The organism is Noviherbaspirillum phoenicis, from assembly GCF_047237965.1.
In the GTDB taxonomy this organism is placed as follows: Bacteria; Pseudomonadota; Gammaproteobacteria; order Burkholderiales; family Burkholderiaceae_D; genus Noviherbaspirillum_A.
Genome location: NZ_JBDFLX010000001.1, coordinates 111,324 through 134,034 on the forward strand (window position 1 = coordinate 111,324; position 22,711 = coordinate 134,034).

Consider the following 22,711-nt stretch of genomic DNA (forward strand, 5'->3'; position numbering starts at 1 on the left):
GGAAACGCCATGCGACCCCTTGATGGCATCACCGTCGTTACCCTGGAACACGCGATCGCCGCGCCGTTCTGCACCCGCCAGCTGGCCGACCTTGGCGCCCGCGTGATCAAGATCGAGCGCCCCGGCGTGGGCGACTTCGCGCGCGCCTACGACGAGCGGGTGCGCGGGCTGGCCTCGCATTTCGTATGGACCAATCGCTCCAAGGAAAGCCTCACGCTGGATGTGAAGCACGAGGAAGCTGTGCCCATCCTGCACCAGTTGCTGGAGAAAGCCGATGTGCTGGTGCAGAACCTGGCGCCCGGCGCCGCCGCACGGCTGGGCCTGTCATATGAAGCGCTGAAGGCGCAATATCCGGGCCTGATCGTCTGCGACATTTCCGGCTATGGCGCCGATGGCCCGTATCGGGACAAGAAGGCCTATGACCTGCTGATCCAGAGCGAATCGGGTTTCCTGTCCATCACCGGCTCGCCGGATGAGCCGGCGAAGGCGGGCTGCTCGGTGGCTGACATCGCCGCCGGCATGTATGCCTATACCAATATCCTTGCGGCGCTGATCCAGCGCGGCAAGACCGGGCAGGGCTGCAACATCGACGTGTCGATGCTGGAGAGCATGGCCGAATGGATGAGCTATCCGCTGTACTACGCAATGGACGGCGCCGAGCCGCCACCGCGCGCCGCCGCCTCGCATGCCACCATCTACCCGTATGGCCCGTTCCCGGCCGGCGATGGCAAGGTGGTAATGCTGGGCCTGCAGAACGAGCGCGAATGGACGGTGTTCTGCAGCAAGGTGCTGCAGCAGCCCGAGCTCGCCACCGATGCGCGCTTCAGGACCAATGCCTTGCGCAGCGCGTCCCGCAAGGAACTGTATGCGCTGATCGTCGGCGTGTTTGCCGGCCTGACCGCCGAGCAGGTGATCGAACGGCTGGAAGAGGCGCAGATCGCCAATGCCCACATGAACACCATGCACGACCTGTGGGAGCATGCGCAGCTGAAGGCGCGCCATCGCTGGACCGAAGTGGCTACCCCGGCCGGCCCGGTGCCGGCGCTGCTGCCGCCCGGCATGCCCAACGGCTATGCGCCGCGGATGGACCCGGTGCCGGCCTTGGGACAGCATACGGATGCGATTTTGGCTGAACTTGGGTTTGAGGCGGAGCGGATTGGCAGGCTGCGTGCGGAAAGGGCAGTGTAGGTTTTTTGGCGTGACTCAGTAGGAGAGTGGTAGATGTAATGGCAGTTGCAGTTGCAGTTGCAGTTGCAGTTGCAGTTGCAGTTGCAGTTGCGGTTGCGGTTGTCGTTGCGGTTGCGGTTGCGGTTGCGGTTGCAGTTGCGGTTGTCGTTGCGGTTGCGGTTGCGGTTGCGGTTGTCTTTGACCTTGCTTTTGAAGTTGCCGTTGCAGTTGGTCCCGTTGAGCGCGCCGTGACGTCGGTGCGTGGAGCGGGAAAAGGTGCGGCGTCTGTCTGAGCCAAGCGCAGCTTGGCGAGTTTAGCCGCGCCCCGCTCCATGCATCGACGGCACGGGGACCCTCGCGCAGCGAGGGCGCGATCACCGGGTCGCCTTTTTTTGCCTACTTTTTTTGGCGAAGCAAAAAAAGTAGGTCGCCTGCCGGGGCGAACACCCGGCCTGGTCATGACGACAGTGCAATGGCGTTGTTTCACCAGGGGTAAGGCGTCACTGCGAAGCAGCAGTTGCAGTTGCCTTCAGCAGTACGCTGCGATCACTGCTAAAGGCAACAGCGACAGTGCTGCCCGTGCCTTGCCGGGTAACGCAAGACGGGTGCACTGCCGTGGAGACAAGCCGGGAATCCGTCCCGGCGGCCGGGTCACTTTTTTTGCTTCGCCAAAAAAAGTAACCAAAAAAAGGCGACCCGGTGATCGCGCCCCGCTAACGCGGGGTGCCCGTGCCAGCGGTACCCGGAGCGGGGCGCGGCTAAACTCGCCAAGCTGCGCTTGGCTCAGACAGACGCCGCACCTTTTCCCGCTCCGGGCACCGCTGACACGGCGCGCTCAACGGGACTTCACGGCAACGGCAGAAGCAACGGCAACGGCAGAAGCAACGGCAACGGCAGAAGCAACGGCAACGGCAGAAGCAACGGCAACGGCAGAAGCAACGGCAACGGCAGAAGCAACGGCAACGGCAACGGCAATGGTAGAAGCAACGGCAACTGCAACCGTGGCTTCCGATGGGATCGACCTCGACGCGCACTACGCCATGTCTGCAAAACCGAAAGCTCACGCAATCAACGCGTTGATGCCTTGCCCGCACCGCGCACTGCATTTGAACAGCCGTCGCTGGCATGATGCTCCTGCCAGTTGTTACACCGCATGAAAACTGCGCCGGCCAGCCGGCGCGCGATGAATAAAAGGAGACCCGATATGGAAGAGACAAGTACCCACCCAAGCAAGACCCTGGCCACCTTCGCCGCCCAGCTGCAGTTCGACAGCATCCCCGAATCCGTGATGCGGCGCGCCGAAGACCTGCTGCTGGACTGGTTCGGTTCGGCACTGGCCGGCAAGATCGGCCGCCCCGTGCAGACCATTGCCAGCTTTGCCCGCCAGATGGGCCCGGCCGATGGTCCCTGTGAAATCCTGATCTCGCGTACCAGCAGCACGCCCCTGTTCGCCGCCATGGTCAATGCCGCGTCCTCGCATTTCGCCGAGCAGGACGACGTGCACAACGGCTCGGTCTTCCATCCGGCCGCCGTGGTGTTCCCGGCTGCGCTGGCAGTGGCCCAGGCCATAGGCGCCTCCGGCCGGGAACTGCTGACGGCTTCGGTGGCAGGCTACGAGGTAGGCATCCGCGTCGGCGAATTTCTGGGCCGCTCGCATTACCGCATCTTCCATACCACCGGCACCGCCGGCACCATCGCCGCCGCGGCGGCGGTAGGCCGGCTGCTGAAGCTGTCGCCGGAGCAGATGCTGCATGCCTTCGGTTCGGCCGGCACCCAGGCCGCCGGGCTGTGGGAATTCCTGCGCGACGCCGCCGACTCCAAGCAGCTGCATACCGCCAAGGCGGCCGCCGATGGCCTGATGTCGGCTTACCTGGCGCAGGAAGGTTTCACCGGCGCGCAGCGCATCCTGGAAGGCGCGCAGGGCATGGCGGCCGGCATGTCGACCGATGCCGACCCGGCCCGCCTGACCGATCGTCTCGGCCAGCGCTGGACCCTGGCCGAGACCTCGTTCAAGTTTCATGCATCCTGCCGCCATACCCATCCGGCCGCCGATGCGCTGCTCCAGGTGATCAGCGAGCACCACCTGCGCCCCGAACAGATCGGCCGTGTCACTGCGCATGTGCATCAGGGCGCAATCGACGTGCTCGGGCCTGTGGTCGATCCGCAGACCGTGCATCAGGCCAAGTTCTCGATGGGCACGGTGCTCGGCCTGATCGGCCAGTTCCACAGCGCCGGCATGAAGGAGTTCGACCAGTCGTTCAACGACATCGGTATTCGCGCCTTCCGCGACAAGGTGAAGATGGTGCTGGACCAGGAAGTCGACCAGGCGTATCCGGCGCGCTGGATCGGCAAGGTCACTGTGGAAACGGTGGATGGCCAGCGCTACGAAGGCCGTGTCGACGAACCCAAGGGCGACCCCGGCAACACGCTGTCGCGCGAGGAACTGGAGCAGAAGGCGCTGCGCCTGGCCGAGTTCAGCCAATCCGCCAGCGAAGCCGAGATGCGCGCCGCCTTCGAGCGGCTGTGGAACATCGCCCGCGCCGAGCGGGTGGGCAGACTGCTGCCATGAACCGTTCCTATCTGTTCGTGCCGGGCAACCGGCCCGAGCGTTTTGCCAAGGCGCTGGCGGCGGGCGCTGACGCCGTCATCATCGACCTGGAAGATGCGGTGGCGCCCGCCGACAAGCCTGCCGCGCGCGATGCGGTGCGCGCCTGGCTGAATCCGCAGCATCCGGTGCTGGTGCGCATCAACAGCGCCGACACGGCCTGGTTTGCCGATGACGTCGCGCTGGCCGGCCTGCCCGGCGTGGCCGGCATGGTGCTGCCCAAGGCCGAGCAGGGCGCCGACATTGCGCTGCTGCGGGAAAGGGGCGCGCCTGCGGTGCTGCCGCTGATCGAGACCGCTCTGGGCCTGCACCAGGCGCTGGCGCTGGCGCAGCAGCCGGGCGTGGAGCGGCTGCTGTTCGGCAGCATCGATTTCAGCCTGGACCTGGGTCTGCATGAAGGCGTGGAAGAGCTGCAGTATTTCCGCTCCCACCTGGTGCTGGCGTCGCGGGTGGCAGGCATCCTGCCGCCGGTGGACGGCGTCACCACCGCGCTGGATGACGCCGCCCGGATCTTGGAGGACGCCCGCCGCGCGCGGCGCAACGGTTTCGGCGGCAAGCTCTGCATCCATCCGAAGCAGCTGGCGCATGTGCATGCAGCCTTTGCGCCCACGGCCGAGGAAGTGGCGTGGGCCGAACGGGTATTGCAGGCCGTGGAAACGACCAATGGCACCGCGGTGGCATTGGACGGAAAGATGATCGATCGTCCGGTCCTGTTGAAGGCACGGGCGATCAGGGATGAAGCAAGCCGCAACACAGCGGCATGAGTCCATGCCGGGGCGCAGCAGCGCCCGGTTCACGCCGCTGTCGTCGACGGCGGCCCCAAAACGAAAAGGAGACCATCATGACATTCAAACCCCTCGCTTTCGCCATGGCCGCGGCCATGCTGTTTTCCGCCGGCGCCCATGCGCAGCAGGCGCCGATCGTGATCAAGTTCAGCCACGTGGTGGCGAACGACACGCCCAAGGGCAAGGGCGCGGAGCGTTTCAAGGAGCTGGCCGAAAAGGCCACCAACGGCCGCGTCAAGGTCGAGGTCTATCCCAACAGCACGCTGTACAAGGACAAGGAAGAGATGGAGGCGCTGCAGCTGGGCGCGGTGCAGATGCTGGCGCCGTCGCTGGCCAAGTTCGGCCCGCTGGGCGTGAAGGAATTCGAAGCCTTCGACATTCCCTACATCTTCCCGACCAGGGAGGTGCTGTACCGCGTCACCGAAGGCCCGGTCGGCAAGGATCTGTTCAAGAAGCTCGAACCCAAGGGCATCACCGGCCTGGCCTATTGGGACAACGGCTTCAAGGTGATGACCGCCAACAAGCCGCTGCGCAAGCCGGCCGACTTCAAGGGCATGAAGATGCGCATCCAGTCGTCCAAGGTGCTGGACGCCCAGTTCCGCGCACTGGGCGCGAACCCGCAGGTGATGGCGTTCTCGGAAGCCTACCAGGCGCTGCAGACCGGCGTGGTGGACGGCACCGAGAATACGCCGTCCAATATCTATACCCAGAAGATGCATGAAGTGCAGAAGCACCTGACGATTTCGAACCACGGCTATATCGGCTATGCCGTCATCGTCAACAAGAAGTTCTGGGACGGCCTGCCGGTGGACGTGCGCACCCAGCTGGAGAGCGCGATGAAGGACGCCACCAAGTACACCAACGCCATCGCCGAGCAGGAGAACCGCGATGCGCTGGAAGCGATCAGGAAGGCGGGCAAGACCGAGGTATACACGCTCAACGATGCCGAGAAGGCGGAATGGCGCAAGGCCTTGCTGCCGGTCAGGAAGGAAGTCGAAGGCCGGGTCGGGAAGGAAGTGCTGGTCGCGGTGGACAAGGAGACGGCGGCGTTGGGGGTCAAGTAAGGGAGCGTGGCGCAGTAGCAGGTTCGTAGGGTGCAATGCCCCTTCGGGGTATTGCACCAGGCCGTCGATCAAGGTGATGTTGAGCGTCTCTTGGCATCGCACCCGCCTGCAATTGATTCGGCTAGCGCAAGGTGCAATCCCCATTCGCATCGCAACGGATCGTGATTCAAGACCTTGCGTCGGGCCGTCGTTGCGCCAGCGGCGGCGCAATGCCCTTCGGGTATTGCACCCTATGTTTATCCAACCACGCCGGATTACTGGTTGACAGGTGTCGAGACGTCATTGCGTCAGTCTTCTGGAACCTTTTGCTCAGTGCGGTTTATCACGTTTGCCTAACGATGAGCGAGCAACTGGGCTACTTTTCCAACTTCTACTGAATAGCATGAACCGGCTAACCCACAAAGGCAGTGCTCTTACACCCCTCGGAAATTCGTCCATATTCACAAACGAAACCAGTTTTTCCGATGATCCTTTTCCAGGCTATGGCAAGTCAGGCGAAAAGAATGATTTTCCATATCAGCTGGACCTATGCATCGTTAATAACCAGACCGAGCACCTTCAGGCCCTGATTCAACAACAACCTGGGGATTGGTCAGCAATCACCGCTGAGGAATTGGGCAAACTGCTGCTACAAGCAGTTGACAAAAGGCGTTCAAGCATGGTTGCCGTTTTGATCCAGAAAAGTGTTCCTGGAAAAGCGGCCGCTATTCCAATAGCAATGCAACTCGAATTGGTTGAGAAGGCACGCTTCAAGCACAACGACCAATCGAAAATGTCCGAACTGCTTAACGCCTTGCTTCCAGATGCCGACTTTCCAGTGCAACAATTCGAGCAACTGGTTGCGGAAGCCCGTAAACAGGGAAAACATCCACTCATCACGGCGCTGTTCGAGTACAAAAACGACTTTATAAGAACCAGGCAACAGGGTGAGCTTCCCATCTATGACGCTGCTGCTGCCGGCAATCCTGCCGAGCTTCTCAAGGAGCTGGATGCAAGGCTCGGCATTCCTCCTCTTGATAATCGCCTTTCCGGCATTGACTGGTTCTTCAATGCGTTGCATCGCTGGGTGGCTGAACTCTTTGCCGCTGGCGCCGCCAAACGGCTGGTCAACCAGGCTATGGGAAATGTGCCGCTATTGCACGCCGCAGTGGCATCGGGAAATACGGAAACCGTCCGGCTTCTTATTGAAAGAGGAGCTGACTTGGCGGCTCGGGATAGACACGGCGATACCGCACTGTCAAAGGCAGGGGCAAACGCAGCGGGGCAGCAGAACACTGAGATCGTGGCCATGCTCATGGAACGCCATGCCCCGGATCGCAAGCGCGATTCAGATGGCATAGCGGCGATCACACAGGGCTCAAGCGGCGGGCGCAAGATTGCAGAGGAAACGGCTCCACATCAGCAGGGCATAATGGACAAGCCTGTGTATGAAGACATCGTGGCATCCTTCAAAATTCTCCTGCCAGATGTCGCATCCATCCTATCGAGGTCCGAGGATCTGGCAAAAGAGTTGAACGGCGGAAAACCCATGAGCACAGCACAGGCTGGCTTGTTCACGGCAAGCTATCTGGCGGCATTCGAACCGCCTCAAACTGTTGATCGGCAAGAGAGCCTTATGGTCTCACTGCCTCAAACGAACAATGTGGCCGACCAGCTTCACGCCAACAGCGATAAGTTCAGGGAGGTTGGCCTGGCGCTGGAAGCATCCAAGTCTGATGACATATACGGCGTGCTGGGCAGTCTGACCAGCACCGAATTCACCGATCTGTGGACTACCCCCTGGGAGATTGAGCGCCGTCTCCGAAACGCTGGTCTGTGCGACTTGCTCATAGCCTGCGTGGTGGAAGCCGTTAACTTGGGACGCGGAAACCCGGATTGGCTGTCAGCGACGGGTGAGCGTAGGAAAGAAATCTTCACGGTTTGCTTGGAGAATAAGGTGCGCGCATTGAGTAAAAAGCGTTCTCACGCAAAGGGGGAAAACACCAATCAGGCGCTTTACAAGCAACTGCTAGAACGCCAGGTTATATTGCTTCAAAGCTACTGCAAGAACGTCAAACAAGCAGAAGCAGTGCCTGCCCGGCAGCCAACCGGATTCTCTGACTCCATCTGGTAATCATCGCCGGCTTCGGCAGCACCGGGTGGCGTGGTACCCGCCTCCCATGCTGCTGCGCCAGTGCGCAATTGCGCACAGCCATGCTGACATCATTTGATCAATTCGCTGCCATTGCCCGGCATGCGGTGCGACCATAAGCCTCAACCGCATCGCATCCCACTCCACCATGGAAGAAATCCCCATCCACACCTGGCAGGAATTCATCGACCGCACGGCCGCGCTCGACGGCTGGGCATTTCGCGGCGAGCGGCATGCGCGGGCGCAGCTTTCCTCGTCGCTGTCTCGCTATTTCAACGAATTCGTGCCGGACGCCGCTTCCTGGACCGAGCGCGAGAAGCGCGCCCTGCGCATCTTCCGGCGCAAGGCGCATAACTACCTCAGCAACGAGGCTGCGCTGCAGGAAGAACTGCGCACGGTGGCGCTGATGCAGCATCACGGCGCGCCGACGAGGCTGCTGGACTTTACCAAGTCGCCGTTCGTGGCCGCCTTCTTCGCGCTGGAGCGCGCCAGCGGCACTTCGGCCGTGTATGCGCTCAACACGCCGGCGCTCTGGCACGCGGTGCCGCGCGAGCGGCCGGAGCTGACCCGCGAAACGATCGACCCGCGGCTGCCCGGCAAGTTCGAGTATTACTTCATGCAGAACATCCACGAGGTGGTCTGGGTCGGCGAGCCGATGCAGATGGACCGGCGGCTGGTGGCGCAGTCGGGCATGTTCGCGGTGCCGGGCCTCTTGGACCGTCCGATCGACCAGATCCTGGACGGCTACGCCACCGACGCGTCGCTGATGCAAAAGCTGCTGCTGCCGCCGTCAATCCGCGACGAGGCCATGCATACGCTGTATCGCATGAACATCACCCATGCCTCGCTGTTTCCCGACCTCGACGGCCTGGCGCGCTCGCTGGCGTTCGAACTGGAAATGGTATGGAGCGGCGCCGGAGTCGATCCGGAGCAGGGCGGCCTGAGCTGAAGTGGCAGCGGTCTGGCGCTCATGCCAGCCGCAGCACGCGGCTCGCTTCCAGCGCGCTGCCACGCGCGCTGATCCATTGCTGGGCCTGCTCCGCAGGGAGCGGCCGGCTGTAATGGAAGCCCTGCAGTTCATCGCAGCCGGCCGCGCACAGCTGCTCGGCCTCCGGCAGGTGTTCCACGCCTTCGGCCACCACCTTCAGCCCCAGCGTATGCCCCAGCCCGATGATGGCATTGATCACCGCCAGGTTCTTCGGCGCGCTGTGCATGCTCTGGATGAAGGAACGGTCTATCTTCAGCCTGTCGATCGGGAAGCGGTAGAGGTAATTCAGGCTGGAATAGCCCGAGCCGAAGTCGTCGATGGAAATGGCGCAGCCCAATGCCTTGATGTCGCGCAGCACGGCGATTGTGGCCGACACGTTGTCCATCAGCAGGGATTCGGTCAGCTCCAGTTCGATCTGCGCGGGGTCCACCGCGTGGCGCCGCATCGCTTCGGCCAGCGTCGCGCACAGGCCGGGCTCGCGCAGCTGCAGCGCTGACAGGTTGATGGAGATCGGCACCGCGCCCAGGCCCTGCCGTTGCCAGGCCCGATGCTGGCGGCATGCCTCGCCGATGATCCAGGCGCCGATGCCGACGATCAGCCCGGTTTCTTCCGCGATCGGGATGAAGTCGGCCGGCGATATCATGCCGCGGGACGGATGCATCCAGCGCACCAGGCTTTCCACGCCCGCCAGCGCGCCGCTTTGCGCATGGATCCTGGGCTGGTAGTGCAGCAGCAGCTCGCCGCGTTCGACCGCGTGGCGCAGGTCGTTTTCCAGCTGCAGGCGGCGCACGACCTTGTGGTTCAGCTCTTCCGTGAAGAACTGCAGGTTGTCGCGCCCGCTGTTCTTGGCCTGGTACATCGCCACGTCGGCATGCCGCATCAACTGGTCGATGTCATGGCCGTCGTCCGGAAACACCGCCACGCCGACGCTGCACGAGATATGCAGTTCCGCGCCATTGACCTGATGCGGCTGGCGCACCAGCGCGATCAGGCGCTGGTCGACGATGCGGCCGATCTCGGCGACATCGCCGATGCCGTTCAGGATCACCACGAATTCGTCGCCGCCCAGCCGGCACACCGTGTCGCCCTCGCGCACTGCCGCGGTCAGGCGGCTGGCGATGGAGCGCAGCAGGCCGTCGCCGACATGGTGGCCGAGCGAGTCGTTGATGTTCTTGAAGCGGTCCAGGTCGATGAACAGCAGCGCCACCTTCTGCCCGGTGCGGCGCGCCTGCGCCAGCGACAGCTGCAACCGCTCCTGGCACAGGCTGCGGTTGGGCAAGCCGGTCAGTGCGTCATGCTGCGCCATGTAGGCGATACGCTCTTCATTCTTCTTGCGCTCGCTGATGTCGAGCGAGATCGCGATGTAATGGCTGACCTCGCCGTGGGCGTCGCGCACCGCGTTGAGCGCCAGCCATGCCGGGTAGGGGTCGCGTCCCTTGCGCCTGACCCAGGCCTCGCCCTGCCAGCTGCCAAGATTCTGCGCGGCGGCGGTGATGTCGGCGAAGAAATGCGGCGGATTGCGCTCGTCCAGCAGTGCGCGCGGATTGGTGCGGAGGAAATCGGCAAGATCGAGGTTGGCGCTGCGGCAGAAGGCGCGGTTCACGTCAAGGATGCGGCCCTGCGGGTCGACGATGACGATGCCTTCCGACGATGCCTCGAACACCTTGGCCCACAGTTCCAGCCGCTGCTCCATCAGCTTCATCTGGTTGATCGGCGTGAAGGTCGTCAGCACGGCGCGCTGGCCCTGATAAACGATGCAGCGGGCCGACACCAGCGCCCAGGAAGGCGACTGGCCGCCGCGCCAGCAGACTTCGAACTGGTCCACCGCTTCCATGTCGGTCAGCGCCTGGAAGAAGCGGGCCCGGGTCGGGCCCGGCATGCCGGCCTTCCACGGATCGCTGCGGCAGCCATCCAGCCAGGACTGCGCTGCCTGGTTGGCATGCAGCACCTCATGGGTCGGAATCGACGTGACCATCATCGGGATGGGGATGGCTTCCACCAGTTCGCGCTGGGCGTCGGCTGCGCGGTGGCGCGCCACCAGTTCCTGCTGGCTCATGCGCTGATGGTCCAGCTGTTCCAGCATGGCGTTGAAGCCGCTCACCAGCCGGCCGATCTCGTCGCCGCTGCGCCATTCGGCGCGCAGCGTGTAGTCGCCCGAGTCGCTGACCCTGGCCGCCACCTGCGCCAGCCGCGAGATCGGCCGCACGATCTGGCTGGCCACGAAGAACACCACATTCAGGATCACGATCAGCAGCAGCGCCGCCGTGCCCAGGTGGGTCCACATCCGGGAGTAGGCCTCGGCGTTGCGCAGGGCCAGCAGGCGCTGCAGGTCTTCCTGGGCGGCATGCCATGCGTTGGCCAGCGCCTGCACCGCCGCAATGCGATGCTGCTCCAGGATGGTGCCGCTCCGGCGGTCCAGGTCGTGGCTGGCGGCGCGGAATACGGCCACGGCGTCGAGCAGCGCGGCGCGGCTGGCCGAGAGCCGCTCCCGCAGCGCCGGCCTGCTGGCGGCGAATGCCTCCTCGTAGTCGCTGGCGATGCCGTGCATCGTGGCGTCCAGCCTGCCTTCCAGCAGGAGCAGCCGGGTGCGGCCTTCCGCATCCGGCCGCGCCGCAAGACCCTGGGCCAGTTGCCCGGCTTCGCGCAGCAGGCCCAGCAGTTCGGGAAAGCGCAGCATCACCAGCGACATCGTGTAATAGCTGTCGAGGTCGGGGTCGAGTATCAGGTTGGACTGGTTGCCGATGCGGGTGAGCAGGGCGCGGCCGGCGTCGAATGCATGGTCGCTGGCGCCGGCGGCGAGCGCTTCGCTGTAGGCCCGGCCCAGGCCCTCGGCGCCCAGCGATGCGCCATAGCGGGATTGGGCGTCATCCAGGCTGGACATCGTCGCCAGCGTGGCGGCGGACGATGCGGCTGGCCGACCCTGCGCCAAAGGCACCAGGCTGCGGCTCACCGCGGCGATGTAATGGGCGCCGGCGATTTCCTTGTCGGTGAAATCGATGGCGATGTACTTTTCGCTGATCAGGATGCCCGAGACGAAAATCACCGCCGTCAGGTCGAGGAAATAGATCAGCGCCAGCTTGCGGCCGACGCTCAGCCCGCCGATCAGGCGCGATAGGTAGTTCTGCATGCACTGGCCCTGCTTGGAGGAGACCATTCATTCAAGCAATGCGCGTGCCATGTATTTCCTTCATGCAATGAGTCGCTGGCCCGCATGCAGCATGGGGCCGGCATGGGCGCGGGTCGGTTCAGAACGGTGCAGCCGCGCCGCAGTGCCGTGCACTCAAACGAAGCAGGCGGTATTGAGCACCAGTGGTCCGCCCCTCGGAGCGCCGGCGGCCAGGCGCCGCGCCACGCTGTGTATGCGGGCTTCGCAGGCGCGGTAGGTATTCATGAAGTCCATCGTGAAGCCCTGCAGCTTGCAGAGGTAGGTGAGGGCGCTCTTGAGGATCAGGAATTCACGTTCGACCGAATCGACTTCAACGGAGAACACCACGCCTTCGGTGGTGAGGCCGGGTTCCTTGTACGCTTTTTTCATGGGGGTCCTGTGCTGGTGTGTACGACTGTCTGCCAGGTGCAATGCAAGAAGAAGGCCAGCGCAAGCATACATCGCCGGCCTTGTCAATCGTCAAAGGTTAAGCGTGCTGCATGCCCGCATGGCCAGGCAGGCCGCGCGGCGGAAGGGGCGATGGGAACCGGACCGTATCGTTCTCTGGCGCGCTGCGGCCGGTGATTCTTTTGTGGCGCAGGCTCCTGGCGCGGCCTGGGCCGCCGGCCCTGATTATTCGCAATACTGCTGCGTTTAACCGGGCGTTTCCGGAACATGGCGGCCAAACCGGAATCCGAGAAACGGATACCTCCGCTCCCGCCATGGCAAGGCGGGGAGTCTTCCTTTCACTCCTTTTTCAGGAATTCACCATGGACGCAAAAAAAGCAGACAAGCAGCAAGGTGACGATGGCAACGCCGCGCCGGCGCTCAAGACCCCGACCGACCTCAGGCCGCAGGCCACCACCGAAGTGGCCGAAGCGCTCAATGCCGTGCTGGCCGACGTGTTCGCGCTCTACATGAAGACCAAGAACTTCCACTGGCACATGAGCGGCCCGCATTTCCGCGACTATCACCTGATGCTGGATGACCAGGCAACCGAACTGTTCGCCATGACCGACCCGCTGGCCGAACGCATCCGCAAGCTGGGCGGCAAGACACTGCGCTCGATCGGCCATGTGTCGCGGCTGCAGCGCATTCCGGATAATGACGAGGACTTTGTCGAGCCATCGAAAATGCTCTCCGAGCTATGCGACAACAACCGCGCGCTGGTATCCAGCCTGCGCGAAGCCCATGAAGTCTGCGATGACAACCGCGACATTGCCACCGCCAGCCTGATCGAGAACTGGATAGACGAGACCGAGGAGCGCACCTGGTTCCTGTTCGAAGCGGACCGCAACCCGGACCGTACCGGGCATTAGGAGCCTTTTGGCGCTTCCCAGGCTTCAGGGCCGCTGCAGCTGGCCCAGGCGGGCTTCGACAAAGGCCGCCAGTTCCGGGCTGAGCGTGCGGCTGGACTGCGCGCTGTGGTAGGCCTGCTGCGCCTGCGTCGCCATCTGCAGGGCCTGGTAGGAAATGCCCAGGCCCATCCACCACACCCCATTGTCGGGCGTGCTGCGCAGCGCGGCGGCGTAGTGCTCCGCGGCGGCCCGGTGCTGGTCGTCGCGTTGCAGCAGTGCGGCGAGGAAGGCATGGTAGTCGGCGCGGCCGCCGGCCTGCGGCAGCGCGCGCTGGAGGGTGTCGATGGCCTCACGCAGCGCATTGTCCTGCAACTGCTGGCGCGCCAGTTGCATCGCCATGTCCGGTGGCGGCATGGACTCGCGCACGATCTTCAGGGGTTCTGCCGCGGGTGATGGCGAAGCGACCGCAGGCTGCATCGGCCTTTCTTCATTGCGGGGTTGTGCGGGCGATGCCGGATTGGCGGGCATGGGCTGGTGCCTTGCCAGCGCGGCGACGGGCTGGTTGCTTGCGCTGGCCGACTGGAGTGCCGCTGCGGTCGATGTGGCCGGCGTGGGCTGCCTGGCCGGCTTGGCTGGTGCAGTCGCAGCGGTCGAGGTCGGCGCTGTGGATAACGGGGCCGGCGCGGCCGTCCTTGCCGGCGCCTGCATGGCAGCTGGATTATTTGCCACCGCCGGCATGGCATTGACCGTGGCGTCGCTGACCGCTTGGGTTCTGGCAGCCGGCGCATTGGTGGCCGCCGGGGGAATGGCCGCCACTGTCTCCTGCTGCGCTGCTGCCGATGCCGCGACCCCGCCCGGCGGCGCTGCCGTGGATGTTGCAGCAGGTGCTGCCGCGGGTGTCGCCGTCGGCGCCTGCCATAACCGCTGGCCCGCAACCGTCGCCACGGCCAGCAGCACCACGCCGCCGGCCGCCGCGGCCACCCTGAACTTTGCGGCCGCCGCAGACTTGACCGGCACCGCGCGCACCTGCCCCTGGAACGGCGCGGCGGCCGCGCCATCGCTGCGCCGCGCTTCCAGATCCCTCAACATGCTATTTATCAGGCTCATTGCAGATACATCCATCCTGCGCCGCACAGCGCGGCAAAAATAAGGGACGCCGTGGCGTAAAGCCAGGTCCGGCGTGGTTTTCCCGCGCTGCCGGTGTCGCCGGCGGCCGCCTGCACGTGGCGCGTGCCAACCTGCTGCCTGCCTTCGCCATAGGCCAGCATCAGGGCCTTGTGGCCCAGGATATTGACCAGGCGCGGATAGCCGCTCAATGCCCGGTGCAGCGCCCGCACCGCGCCCGGGCCGAACAGGCGGCCGCCGGCATAGCCGGCCACGCTCAGGCGGTGCGACAGATAGAACTGAAGCTCGTCGCGGTCCAGCGGGCTCAGGCGGTACTGAAAGGTGATGCGCTGCTTCAACTGGCGGATCTCGTTGATCTCGAGCTTGCGGTCCAGTTCCGGCTGGCCAAACATCACGATCTGCAGCAGCTTGCGCTTCTCGGTTTCGAGGTTGGTCAGGAGGCGCAGCGCCTCCAGGCTCTCCACCGGCATTGCCTGGGCTTCATCGATGCACAGCAGAACTTGCCGGTCTTCCCGCGCCAGGTCCAGCAGCCGCAGGTTGATCTGCCTGATCAGCTGATGTTGCTCGATGCCCGGTTCCAGCGCGATCTCCAGTTCCTCTGCCAGCGCCATGATCAGCGCACGCGGCTCCAGCGCCGGATTGGGCAGGTAGGCCGTGTAGAAGCGCTCATCCAGCGTTGCCATGAACTTGCGGCACAGCAGCGTCTTGCCGGTGCCGACCTCGCCCGTGATCTTGATGAAACCTTCGCCGTTCTGCGCCGCGATCAGGAGCGTGTTGAGCGCCTCCTGATAGCTCCTGCAGCCAAAGAAGAAGCTGGTATCCGGCGTGATGCCAAAGGGCGGCTCACGCAATCCGAAGTGGCCGGTGTACATGTCAGTTGCGCGCGGCGGGTACCGGCGGCTCCATCTGCTGGATGCGGCTCTGGCTGTCAGCCAGCGAACCGCCCCATGCGGCGCCGCTGTCGACGATGGTGGGCTTGATCAGAATGACCAGCTCGCGCTTCTGGTTCACCCGGCTGTTGTTGCGGAACAGGCCGCCGACGACGGGCGCATTGCCCGCGCCCGGCACCTGCGACTGGTCGCCGGTGCTGGCCTGCCGCATCAGGCCGCCGATCGCGATGATCTGGCCATTCTGGCCGCGCACCACGCTGTCGGTTTCCGAGGTATTGCTGGAGGCCAGCGGCAGGGTCAGATTGCCCAGCTGGCCGAGATTGACCTGCCGGTTCAGCGTGGTGACTTCGGTCACTGATGGATGCACGTGCAGGATGATGTTCTCCTGGTCGTCGATCTGCGGCGTCACGTCGAGCACCACGCCGGAGAAGAATTGCTGCAGCGTCACGTCCGGGGTGGTGGAGGTGTTGCCATTGCTGACGTTCACGGTGGAGGACACCTTGGTGACGAAGAAGTCGTCGGTGCCCACCTTCAGGATCGCCTTCTGGTTGTTCAGGGTGGCGATGCGCGGGCTGGACAGCACGTGCACGTTGCCCTGGGTTTCGAGGAAGGTCAGCAGCGCCGCAAAATTGGAGCTCTGGATCGCCACCCCGAAGATGGAGCCGGCGGCATTGCCGGCCGCCTGCACGATGCTGCCCGGCGCGGTGTTGTAGCTGGTGGTGCCGCGCAACCCCGTCAGCGGATTGATGGTGTCGGCAGCGGTGTAGAGGCCGTTTGCCACTGCCTGCCCGGTGGAAGTGGGCGCAGGCACATAGTTGCGGTTCATCAGCGTGGTGCCGGGGGCGGCAAAGCCCAGGCCGAGCGGATTGCCGAGCACCGACGCGAACGAAGCCCAGTTGATGCCCTGCTGGAAGCTGTCATTGAGCTGCACTTCCAGGATCTTCGCTTCCAGGATCACCTGGCGTTCGATCGCCAGCTGCGAGGCTTTCAGGTATTGCGCCACGGCGCGCAGTTCTTCCGGCATCGCGCGCACCACGATCACGCCGGACTGGCGGCTCACCACCACGCTGCGGCCGTCCTTGCCGACGTTCTTGTCGCGTTCGTCGATGTTGGCGATGGCCTTGATCGAGTCGCGCAGTTCGGTCCAGAAGTCGTTGTTAGCGGTGGAGCTGACGCGGCTGCTGGGCGCGATCTGGTTGTTGACCAGGCCTGGCGTGGTGGTGTTGGTCATGCCGGGCGCGGCGCTCGGGTTGACGCTGCTGGCCGGCAGGAGGCCGGTGCCGGTGACGCCGGTGTTGGGCTGCGCGGCGCCGCCCGCGCTGGCCGCCACCCGGGTATCGGACGAGCCCATGCGGATCGCATTGAGGTAATTGACCTGGAACACCCGTGTCTGCAGGGTCAGTGGCTTGATCACCACCCGGTTGCCTTCGACCGTGTAGTCGTAGCCATAGATTTCGCGGATCGCATCCAGCGCTTCGAACAGCGTGACGTTCTTCAGGTTCGCGGAAATGGTGCCGGTCACGTCCGGGTGGACCAGCACGTTGAAGCGGCTGTGGGCGCCGACTGCGGCGAAGAACTGGCGGGCATTGACTTCATTGAATGCCACGCTGAAACGTTCCTCGGCCTTCTGCGGCGCCGGCGCGGCAGGCTTGAGCGGCGGCAGCAGCGCCTCCGATACGGCGGGCGGCACCGGCGCTGCCGGGCGGGCCGCGGCGGCGGCGGTTGCCTTCTCGATTTCCTGCCTGATCATGTCGTAGGTCTGGCGTTGCGTCGGCGGCGTGGAGCAGCCGAGGAGGCCGAGGGCGGTTGCGGCGATGAGGGTTGTCTTGATCATTTGCTTTTGCTTTGCTTGGGAGAGACGGACGCGGCGGGCAGCCTGCCGTCCATGTAGCGGGTTTCCATTCCGGGATACAGCTTCAATGCTTGCAGGCCTTCTGCAGTGCGCAGCACGACTTCCCCTTCGGTGATCTTCAGCACCTGGGCATCTTCGTGGCGGTCGCCCACATGCACCACGTGGCCGCTGATGATGGCTTCACGCACGCCGTCCGCGATCATCACGGACTGCAGCACGCCGAGCCTGGATGCCGCGCCAGAGGCCGACATGGCGAGGTCGCGGGCCTGCGGCGGCCGGGTGGGGTCGGGCAGCGACTGGGCCAGCGCCGCGGCAGCCGGGAAACATGCCAGCAGCAGGGCAAGGCAACCATGACGCATACCGGTAAAACGGATCAGATGCTGAGCCATTGCTTCTCCAGGCTCAGGGTGTAGAGCGTAAGTGAAAGGGTGGCTGTGGGATAGGCGTTGACGCGCAGGGCGAGCTTGCCCCAGACCACGCGCACCGGAAGCTTTTCCAGTTGGGCCAGGTAGTTCATCAGGTCCAGGTATTGGCCCTGCAGGACAATTTCCACGCCATGCTTGTAGACCATGGCGCTGGCCTGCGGCGGCACGCCGGCCGATGGGGAAGAGGGCGTCGGCTTCGCCTGTCCCGCGCTGGTGTCAAGGCTTTGTATCGGCAGCTTGGCAAGCGACACGAGACGGAGGTTCTCCTGCCGTGCCAGCATCGATTCCAGCATGGCAGCCATCTGGTCTGGCGGCACCAGGTCATGGCTCAGCGCCGCAATCGCTTCCTGCGCCGCTGCTTCCTGGCGCTGCAGGCTTGTCAGTCGTTCCTTGTTCTCGACATCCGGATCGACCACTGGCTCCGCAGCAAGCTTGTCGATCTCGACCTGCAGCTTCCTGGCGGCGGCGATGTCGCTGGCCATCTGCTTGCCCTGCGCGGCCGCCCTGGCGGAGGCTGCATTCAGGAATAGCTGGTTCGACACGATGACCAGCAAGGCGGCGCCGGAGCAGAACAGCGCAAGGCGCTCGCCCAGGCTGCGCGCGTCGATCCACGCGGACATGCTGGCCCAGCGCTGCCTGAGCTGCCTGCTGGCTTGCGCACTCAATATCTTCATCGTTCGTTCCCGTTTCCGTTCATGTTCTGGCTGGCATTGGCGACTGCGTCGGCCGACCCAAGCGAAAAGCTGACATAGCCAGTCACCTCGCCGGCTTGTGCGTTGACGGCGGGGACGGAGGAAGAAGGCAGCGAGGGCGCACGCAGCGTCATGCTGCCCAGCGACTTGCCGGCCAGCGCGCTTTCCTGTCCCAGTGCACGGATGTAGGCAGGCAGCAGGTCAGGCGCCAGCGCGCGTCCCATGATTTCCAGGTCATGCCCGCCATCGGCGAGGCTCACGCCGGTCAGCCAGACTCCTGGCATGGTCCGCCTGGCCAACGCGCGCATGACGGCAGCATAGGATGCCTCGTTGCCGAGCTGGCCCTTCTGCACGAAGCCCAGGATCTGCTGGCTTGCAGCCAGTCTTGCGGTGGCCAGCCCAATCGCTTCTTCCACGGCCTTGTCGGCCGGGCGGGGGCGTGTTTTTTCCACCATGGCGACTAGCCTTTCCTGGGCTGCCTTCAATCTGGCCGCGGCTGCCTGCGCCTCCCGGCCGGTGTTTGCCGCCTGATAGGCGGAATAGCTTGTGAATGCGATTACCGCCACCAGAATCGCTCCCAGTCCCTGCGCCATTGCCAGCGCCGAAAACTGCTTTTCCCGTTGCAGGAAAACCGGGTTGAACAGGTTGATCTGCTGGCTCACAGCGCCTTCTCCTCATGCCGCAGCGCCAGGCCCAGCGGCAGCAGAAACCGGTGCTGCGCTGACGGATCCTTCAGTTCGGGCGCCCGGGATATGTCGAGCACCTTGTCCAGGAGGAACGGCTCCACCCTGGTCTCAAGGTTGTCGGCCAGGAAGGCGACCAGGCCGCCATCGTTGTCGCCGAAGGGGGCGACTGCCAGCAGCGAAACGGTGGTCCAGGTGAACTGGCGGTTGAAATGATCGAGCGAGCGCTGGATCTCAAGGGCCACCCGTTCATGATGGCCAGCGCGCACAGCCGGGTCCGGGTGGCCCATCTGTGCGGCCGTCAGGTCCAGCCGGCGCGCCAGGCACAGCTCGCCGCCGCTGGTAATCGTCAGCAGGCTTCCGCCTGCATCAAAGCTGATCAGGCCGACTGCATGCCCTTCGGTTTCCAGCAATGCGGCCAGGTTGCGTTGCGCCATTTCGGGAATGTCGATGGCCTTGAGCGTCAGGCGCGCCGCCTGGAAGCGACGATGATAGTCATTGGCCAGTTCGGTGCGTGCCACCACCGCATACATGCCGCGCACGCGCTGCGCGCTGTCCTTGCCATGCGGGATGCTCAGCACGTCGATGGTGTTCTCTTCCTTGTTGATATCGATCATGCTGGCCACCGTCCAGGCGATGGCCGACTTGAGCTCCGTCGCCGGCACGTTGGGTGCATCCACTGGCAGGAAGTGATAATCCGCTGCATGCAACGCCGTGGTGAAGGCATGGCGCTGGCCTTGCCAGTTCCTCGCCAGGCGGGCCAGCGCTTCGGCCGGGGCATTGTCCTGGTCCGCCTCGAAGGCAACCATGGCAACGACCGGCGCCGTGCCGGCCGGCCTGCAGACATGGGCGGCACGGATCTCGCCTGCCTGGAAGGTGACTGCGCGCCAGCCGTCGGTTTCTTTGGTTTTTCGTAATCGGAACATGCGTATTCAGGTAATGGGTTGAGATGCTTGCCGGGCAGGGGTTTCATGGCGACGTCGTTACTTCATGCCACTTGACCACCCCTGCGCCCGGGAAGCGGACCCGCGATCCGCCGCCACTGGTGCTGTCCGGCCTGACCGTGACAAGCGCGTAGGCTGCGGCCTTCTGCGTAAAGGTGTAGCCCATGCTGAAGCTGGCGCCGCTGGCGCCGGCCGGGCCGCAGAACCACGACTCGCCGGACACGTTGTTGGCGTTGCTGCTGTACAGGTTGGTTGTGGAAAGGGTGCTGCACGAAGGGCCGTTGGCGGCGCCGCCGTTGTTACGGGAGAGCGCATCGATCACCACGCCATTCGCCGGCAGCGTGACATTGCGCGAAATCGCGCTCACCGGGGTGGTTGAGGCGATCGAATCGGAGCTGGCAATCGGGCTGCTCTGGTCGACGCCGTTGAGGTTCACATTGCCCACCGCAATGCCTGCAGGGCTGGCGTCGAAGGTGATATCCACGGTGTTCGTGCCGACGGGCGGGTTGACCAGGTAGTAGATCTGCACGGCATAGGCGTCGCTCGTATTGATGGCGGGCGCCGCGGGCGCGGTGCTGGGTGCGGTGCTGAATGGCGTCGACATCGTCGATGAGCCGTACTTCACACTGAGGATCCTGGCCGGCCGGTTCGCCGCGATGGTCCAGAAGACGGTCAGCACATACAGCGGCTTTTCGCTGGCGCTGACGGTATTGGTGATGGTGTAGTGCGGGTTGCCGTTCACGGTAACCGTAGTCAGTGCCTTGGTGCCGGAGGCGTTCAGCGCCTTCTGCACCAGCAGCACTTCCAGCGTCCTGGTGTCGACCGCAGTCTGGCTATCCGCTGCAAGGGACTTGCCGGTGCTCTGCACCCTGCAGTAAGTGGTGCCGCAGACGGTTGGCGAGCAAGCGGTGCCGTCGAAATCCGAGGCGCCGAGATAGCTGAGGCCGAAGCTGCCGACGCCCGGCATCGTCAGGGTTTCATTGGAGGTGGAGGCACAGGCGGCGCCGGCCGCGAAGCGCTGGGCCGCGCGCTCGAGCCCGCTCTCTGCAAGATAGAGCGACTGCACCCGCTGGTCGGAGCCGGCTGCGTCGCGCACGACGGAACTGGTCAGCTCCTGGTTGCGCAGCAGCGCCAGGAAAACGATCGCAAACAGCAGGGCGACGATGCCCAGGCTGGCGACGCCGCGCTGCCTTCTTGATGGCCTGGAGATGGTCTTTTTCATGTCACCGGTTCCGCAAGGCGATGCGCGTGCGCTGGCTGTAGGTTTGTCCGGTGGCGGTGGACTTGACCGACAGGGTGTACTCGACCTGGCGCACGTTCGCCGCTACCAGCGTTGAAAGGCCGGACTGGTCGTAATAGGCGAATGCCAGAGAGCACAGGTTGTCGGTCAGGACGGGGAGATAGCCTGCTACCGGGGTCATTGCAGGCGTGTTGTAAGACAGCCTTACCGTGCCGTTGCACTGCCCGCTGCCTGGCGCGCTCTGGTCTATCGTGACCGTGCGGCTGGTCGTGGCGCCGGCATAGTCGACCCGGCTGAATGTCAGCGCGCTTGCGCTCAGGGCGGTGATGCTGCCGGCGCTCAGTTCACGGATCTCGAAGGCCATGCGGTCGCTGGCATAGCGCAGCCTGTCGCTGGTTGCGGCAAGGTCAGTCGTCATGCCATAGGCTTTCAGGCTCGCGACGATCACGGGCGTGCCGGCCTTGACCAGAATGCCGATGATGGCTGTCACCAGCACCAGTTCCAGCAGCGTGAAGCCGCGGCATGCAGGCAGGCGGCGCATCAATAGCTCACCAGCATCAGGGTCACGCTGGCCGTGACGGCGGTGGTGGGGCACGAGGCGCCGCTGGCGCCGGCGCATACCTTGACGACGATATCGCGGCAGGTCGCGCCATTCGGGCAGGCGGTGGTCGCGGTGCCGGTCGAGGCGGCCGGCACGGTGACGGTGCGGATGAATGAGGCCGGCGCCGGGTCGCATATCGTGCTGTTGATCAGGTTGGACGTGAAGCCGAAATCCTTGCGGGTCTGGATCACGCGTTCCGCGCATTCCTGCGCATAGCGGGAAAGCACTTGCGCATCGGCGGCCCGCTCAAGGCTGCCGTTGGCGTTGCCCCAGAGCCTGGCCGTACCCAGCATGGCGACGCTGATCATGACTATCAGGGCCACCAGTTCGAGCAGGGTGAATCCGGCGCTTGCTCGCATCTCAGTAGCTCACTTCCGCGAAGCCGGTAATGGGCCGCAGGATGACCGTCGCACTTTTCGACGCGGCGGAGAGGGTGAAGGTGCGCGCCGGATTGCTGGCGATCAGGCTGGTTCCGGACCAGGGCCTGCCGATGCTGTCGAAGTCAACGGTGCTTGCGCTCGTGGAAGAGGCATCGACGGCGCTGATGGCGACCTGTTCGTAGACGCCGAAGTTATAGGCTTCTGTTGGAAATTTGAAGTCTGCACCGGTGACCGGGTCCTTGATCGGCGCCGTGGTATTGAGGCAAAGCGTGTTGGCGATCACCCTGGGGCAACTCACCCACCAGGCAGGGCGGACGAAGCGCTTGCAGGATGAGCCAAGCGCCGGAAGCGTCGCGGCGTTGGTGGTGTAACTCGATGTGGCAACGTTATTGCACACATCCGTCATCTCGATGCCGACATTCAGACGAAGCGGAATGCCTGTTTTCATGGCGATCGCCTGAAGGCGGGCAATGCCGCGCCTTAACGCGTCAGCGTGTTCAAGCGCATCCACTTGGGAAGACGCCCTGATCCTGACCAGCGCGGTGCCGGCAAGTATGCCGATCAACACCAGTGCGGCAATCATTTCAAGCATGGTGTAGCCGTGAGTGGGCGTGCTGATCGGTTGGCGCATTTTGATAGTCGGAGCGTCGCGCACCGGCAAGGATCGTGCCCTTTTCCCGGTGCGCAGCTTCATCA

21 protein-coding genes are annotated in these 22,711 nt (G+C 64.2%); 8 read left to right on the forward strand and 13 right to left on the reverse strand.

All coding sequences use genetic code 11. From position 1 onward, the window contains the following. Positions 1–9: 9 nt before the first annotated feature. From ABC383_RS00515 to ABC383_RS00545, 7 genes are all read left to right on the forward strand, one after another. Positions 10–1,188, forward strand: a complete 1,179-nt coding sequence (locus tag ABC383_RS00515; RefSeq protein WP_413010989.1) for a CaiB/BaiF CoA transferase family protein — start codon at positions 10–12, stop codon at positions 1,186–1,188. Positions 1,189–1,226: 38 nt separating this feature from the next. Continuing rightward, on the forward strand, positions 1,227–1,460 hold the full coding sequence (locus tag ABC383_RS00520) for a hypothetical protein (RefSeq protein WP_413010991.1): 234 nt from the start codon (positions 1,227–1,229) through the stop codon (positions 1,458–1,460). Between the two features lie 911 nt (positions 1,461–2,371). Further along, complete coding sequence (locus tag ABC383_RS00525; RefSeq protein WP_413010993.1) at positions 2,372–3,736, forward strand: MmgE/PrpD family protein; 1,365 nt, start codon at positions 2,372–2,374, stop codon at positions 3,734–3,736. Continuing rightward, complete coding sequence (locus ABC383_RS00530) at positions 3,733–4,536, forward strand: HpcH/HpaI aldolase/citrate lyase family protein (RefSeq protein ID WP_413010995.1); 804 nt, start codon at positions 3,733–3,735, stop codon at positions 4,534–4,536. The genes ABC383_RS00525 and ABC383_RS00530 overlap by 4 nt, the downstream gene beginning before the upstream one ends. A gap of 77 nt (positions 4,537–4,613) precedes the next feature. After that, positions 4,614–5,621 (forward strand): TRAP transporter substrate-binding protein, encoded by a 1,008-nt coding sequence (locus ABC383_RS00535; RefSeq protein ID WP_413010997.1) that lies wholly within the window; start codon positions 4,614–4,616, stop codon positions 5,619–5,621. 382 nt (positions 5,622–6,003) lie between these two features. Beyond that, positions 6,004–7,734, forward strand: coding sequence for an ankyrin repeat domain-containing protein (locus ABC383_RS00540; protein WP_413010999.1), 1,731 nt, complete (start codon positions 6,004–6,006; stop codon positions 7,732–7,734). Positions 7,735–7,900: 166 nt separating this feature from the next. Continuing rightward, the gene (locus tag ABC383_RS00545) at positions 7,901–8,701 is read left to right on the forward strand and encodes an FRG domain-containing protein (protein WP_413011001.1); all 801 of its coding nucleotides are present in this window, start codon (positions 7,901–7,903) and stop codon (positions 8,699–8,701) included. Positions 8,702–8,720: 19 nt separating this feature from the next. On the opposite strand, the gene ABC383_RS00550 is transcribed toward ABC383_RS00545, so the two are convergent. After that, a complete protein-coding gene (locus tag ABC383_RS00550) occupies positions 8,721–11,867 on the reverse strand; it encodes an EAL domain-containing protein (protein ID WP_413011003.1) in 3,147 nt (1,048 codons plus the stop codon). Between the two features lie 153 nt (positions 11,868–12,020). Beyond that, a complete protein-coding gene (locus tag ABC383_RS00555; protein WP_413011005.1) occupies positions 12,021–12,275 on the reverse strand; it encodes a hypothetical protein in 255 nt (84 codons plus the stop codon). Positions 12,276–12,655: 380 nt separating this feature from the next. Between ABC383_RS00555 and ABC383_RS00560 the strand changes: the two genes are divergently transcribed. Continuing rightward, positions 12,656–13,204, forward strand: a complete 549-nt coding sequence (locus ABC383_RS00560) for a Dps family protein (protein WP_413011007.1) — start codon at positions 12,656–12,658, stop codon at positions 13,202–13,204. 24 nt (positions 13,205–13,228) lie between these two features. Here the strand turns inward: ABC383_RS00560 and ABC383_RS00565 are convergent, their stop codons facing one another. Genes ABC383_RS00565 through ABC383_RS00615 form a run of 11 tightly spaced genes read right to left on the reverse strand, consistent with a single transcriptional unit; the run spans position 13,229 to position 22,709 of the window. Beyond that, positions 13,229–14,272, reverse strand: a complete 1,044-nt coding sequence (locus tag ABC383_RS00565; RefSeq protein WP_413011009.1) for a hypothetical protein — start codon at positions 14,270–14,272, stop codon at positions 13,229–13,231. Between the two features lie 14 nt (positions 14,273–14,286). Next, a complete protein-coding gene (locus ABC383_RS00570; RefSeq protein ID WP_413011011.1) occupies positions 14,287–15,180 on the reverse strand; it encodes an ExeA family protein in 894 nt (297 codons plus the stop codon). A 1-nt stretch (position 15,181) separates the two neighbouring features. After that, positions 15,182–17,032, reverse strand: a complete 1,851-nt coding sequence (gene mshL / locus ABC383_RS00575; protein ID WP_413011013.1) for a pilus (MSHA type) biogenesis protein MshL — start codon at positions 17,030–17,032, stop codon at positions 15,182–15,184. Beyond that, a complete protein-coding gene (locus ABC383_RS00580; protein ID WP_413011015.1) occupies positions 17,029–17,439 on the reverse strand; it encodes a hypothetical protein in 411 nt (136 codons plus the stop codon). Before ABC383_RS00580 ends, mshL begins: the two co-directional genes overlap by 4 nt. After that, on the reverse strand, positions 17,424–18,149 hold the full coding sequence (locus ABC383_RS00585) for a hypothetical protein (protein ID WP_413011017.1): 726 nt from the start codon (positions 18,147–18,149) through the stop codon (positions 17,424–17,426). The genes ABC383_RS00580 and ABC383_RS00585 overlap by 16 nt, the downstream gene beginning before the upstream one ends. Further along, complete coding sequence (locus tag ABC383_RS00590; RefSeq protein ID WP_413011019.1) at positions 18,146–18,829, reverse strand: PilN domain-containing protein; 684 nt, start codon at positions 18,827–18,829, stop codon at positions 18,146–18,148. The genes ABC383_RS00585 and ABC383_RS00590 overlap by 4 nt, the downstream gene beginning before the upstream one ends. Continuing rightward, the gene (gene pilM, locus ABC383_RS00595; protein WP_413011021.1) at positions 18,826–19,776 is read right to left on the reverse strand and encodes a type IV pilus biogenesis protein PilM; all 951 of its coding nucleotides are present in this window, start codon (positions 19,774–19,776) and stop codon (positions 18,826–18,828) included. The genes ABC383_RS00590 and pilM overlap by 4 nt, the downstream gene beginning before the upstream one ends. A 43-nt stretch (positions 19,777–19,819) precedes the next feature. Further along, positions 19,820–21,016: a hypothetical protein gene (locus ABC383_RS00600; protein WP_413011023.1), complete on the reverse strand. Its 1,197-nt coding sequence runs from the start codon at positions 21,014–21,016 to the stop codon at positions 19,820–19,822. Between the two features lies 1 nt (position 21,017). Then, a complete protein-coding gene (locus ABC383_RS00605) occupies positions 21,018–21,575 on the reverse strand; it encodes a PilW family protein (RefSeq protein ID WP_413011024.1) in 558 nt (185 codons plus the stop codon). Further along, positions 21,575–21,994, reverse strand: a complete 420-nt coding sequence (locus ABC383_RS00610; RefSeq protein WP_413011026.1) for a type IV pilus modification PilV family protein — start codon at positions 21,992–21,994, stop codon at positions 21,575–21,577. Before ABC383_RS00610 ends, ABC383_RS00605 begins: the two co-directional genes overlap by 1 nt. Before the next feature lies 1 nt (position 21,995). After that, positions 21,996–22,709 carry a pilus assembly FimT family protein gene (locus tag ABC383_RS00615; protein WP_413011027.1) on the reverse strand — a complete coding sequence of 238 codons (714 nt, stop codon included), beginning with the start codon at positions 22,707–22,709 and terminating at the stop codon, positions 21,996–21,998. Positions 22,710–22,711: the final 2 nt, after the last annotated feature.

Bases quoted from the DNA above. Each gene is read 5' to 3' on its own strand.
- ABC383_RS00585 (WP_413011017.1), bottom strand. From the start codon at position 18,149: ATGAAGATATTGAGTGCGCAAGCCAGCAGGCAGCTCAGGCAGCGCTGG.
- ABC383_RS00560 (WP_413011007.1), top strand. From the start codon at position 12,656: ATGGACGCAAAAAAAGCAGACAAGCAGCAAGGTGACGATGGCAACGCC.
- ABC383_RS00580 (WP_413011015.1), bottom strand. From the start codon at position 17,439: ATGGCTCAGCATCTGATCCGTTTTACCGGTATGCGTCATGGTTGCCTT.
- ABC383_RS00565 (WP_413011009.1), bottom strand. From the start codon at position 14,272: ATGTTGAGGGATCTGGAAGCGCGGCGCAGCGATGGCGCGGCCGCCGCG.
- mshL (WP_413011013.1), bottom strand. From the start codon at position 17,032: ATGATCAAGACAACCCTCATCGCCGCAACCGCCCTCGGCCTCCTCGGC.
- ABC383_RS00600 (WP_413011023.1), bottom strand. From the start codon at position 21,016: ATGAAAAAGACCATCTCCAGGCCATCAAGAAGGCAGCGCGGCGTCGCC.
- ABC383_RS00555 (WP_413011005.1), bottom strand. From the start codon at position 12,275: ATGAAAAAAGCGTACAAGGAACCCGGCCTCACCACCGAAGGCGTGGTG.
- pilM (WP_413011021.1), bottom strand. From the start codon at position 19,776: ATGTTCCGATTACGAAAAACCAAAGAAACCGACGGCTGGCGCGCAGTC.
- ABC383_RS00615 (WP_413011027.1), bottom strand. From the start codon at position 22,709: ATGAAGCTGCGCACCGGGAAAAGGGCACGATCCTTGCCGGTGCGCGAC.
- ABC383_RS00515 (WP_413010989.1), top strand. From the start codon at position 10: ATGCGACCCCTTGATGGCATCACCGTCGTTACCCTGGAACACGCGATC.
- ABC383_RS00545 (WP_413011001.1), top strand. From the start codon at position 7,901: ATGGAAGAAATCCCCATCCACACCTGGCAGGAATTCATCGACCGCACG.
- ABC383_RS00530 (WP_413010995.1), top strand. From the start codon at position 3,733: ATGAACCGTTCCTATCTGTTCGTGCCGGGCAACCGGCCCGAGCGTTTT.
- ABC383_RS00520 (WP_413010991.1), top strand. From the start codon at position 1,227: ATGGCAGTTGCAGTTGCAGTTGCAGTTGCAGTTGCAGTTGCAGTTGCA.
- ABC383_RS00535 (WP_413010997.1), top strand. From the start codon at position 4,614: ATGACATTCAAACCCCTCGCTTTCGCCATGGCCGCGGCCATGCTGTTT.
- ABC383_RS00550 (WP_413011003.1), bottom strand. From the start codon at position 11,867: ATGCAGAACTACCTATCGCGCCTGATCGGCGGGCTGAGCGTCGGCCGC.
- ABC383_RS00540 (WP_413010999.1), top strand. From the start codon at position 6,004: ATGAACCGGCTAACCCACAAAGGCAGTGCTCTTACACCCCTCGGAAAT.
- ABC383_RS00605 (WP_413011024.1), bottom strand. From the start codon at position 21,575: ATGCGCCGCCTGCCTGCATGCCGCGGCTTCACGCTGCTGGAACTGGTG.
- ABC383_RS00610 (WP_413011026.1), bottom strand. From the start codon at position 21,994: ATGCGAGCAAGCGCCGGATTCACCCTGCTCGAACTGGTGGCCCTGATA.
- ABC383_RS00570 (WP_413011011.1), bottom strand. From the start codon at position 15,180: ATGTACACCGGCCACTTCGGATTGCGTGAGCCGCCCTTTGGCATCACG.
- ABC383_RS00525 (WP_413010993.1), top strand. From the start codon at position 2,372: ATGGAAGAGACAAGTACCCACCCAAGCAAGACCCTGGCCACCTTCGCC.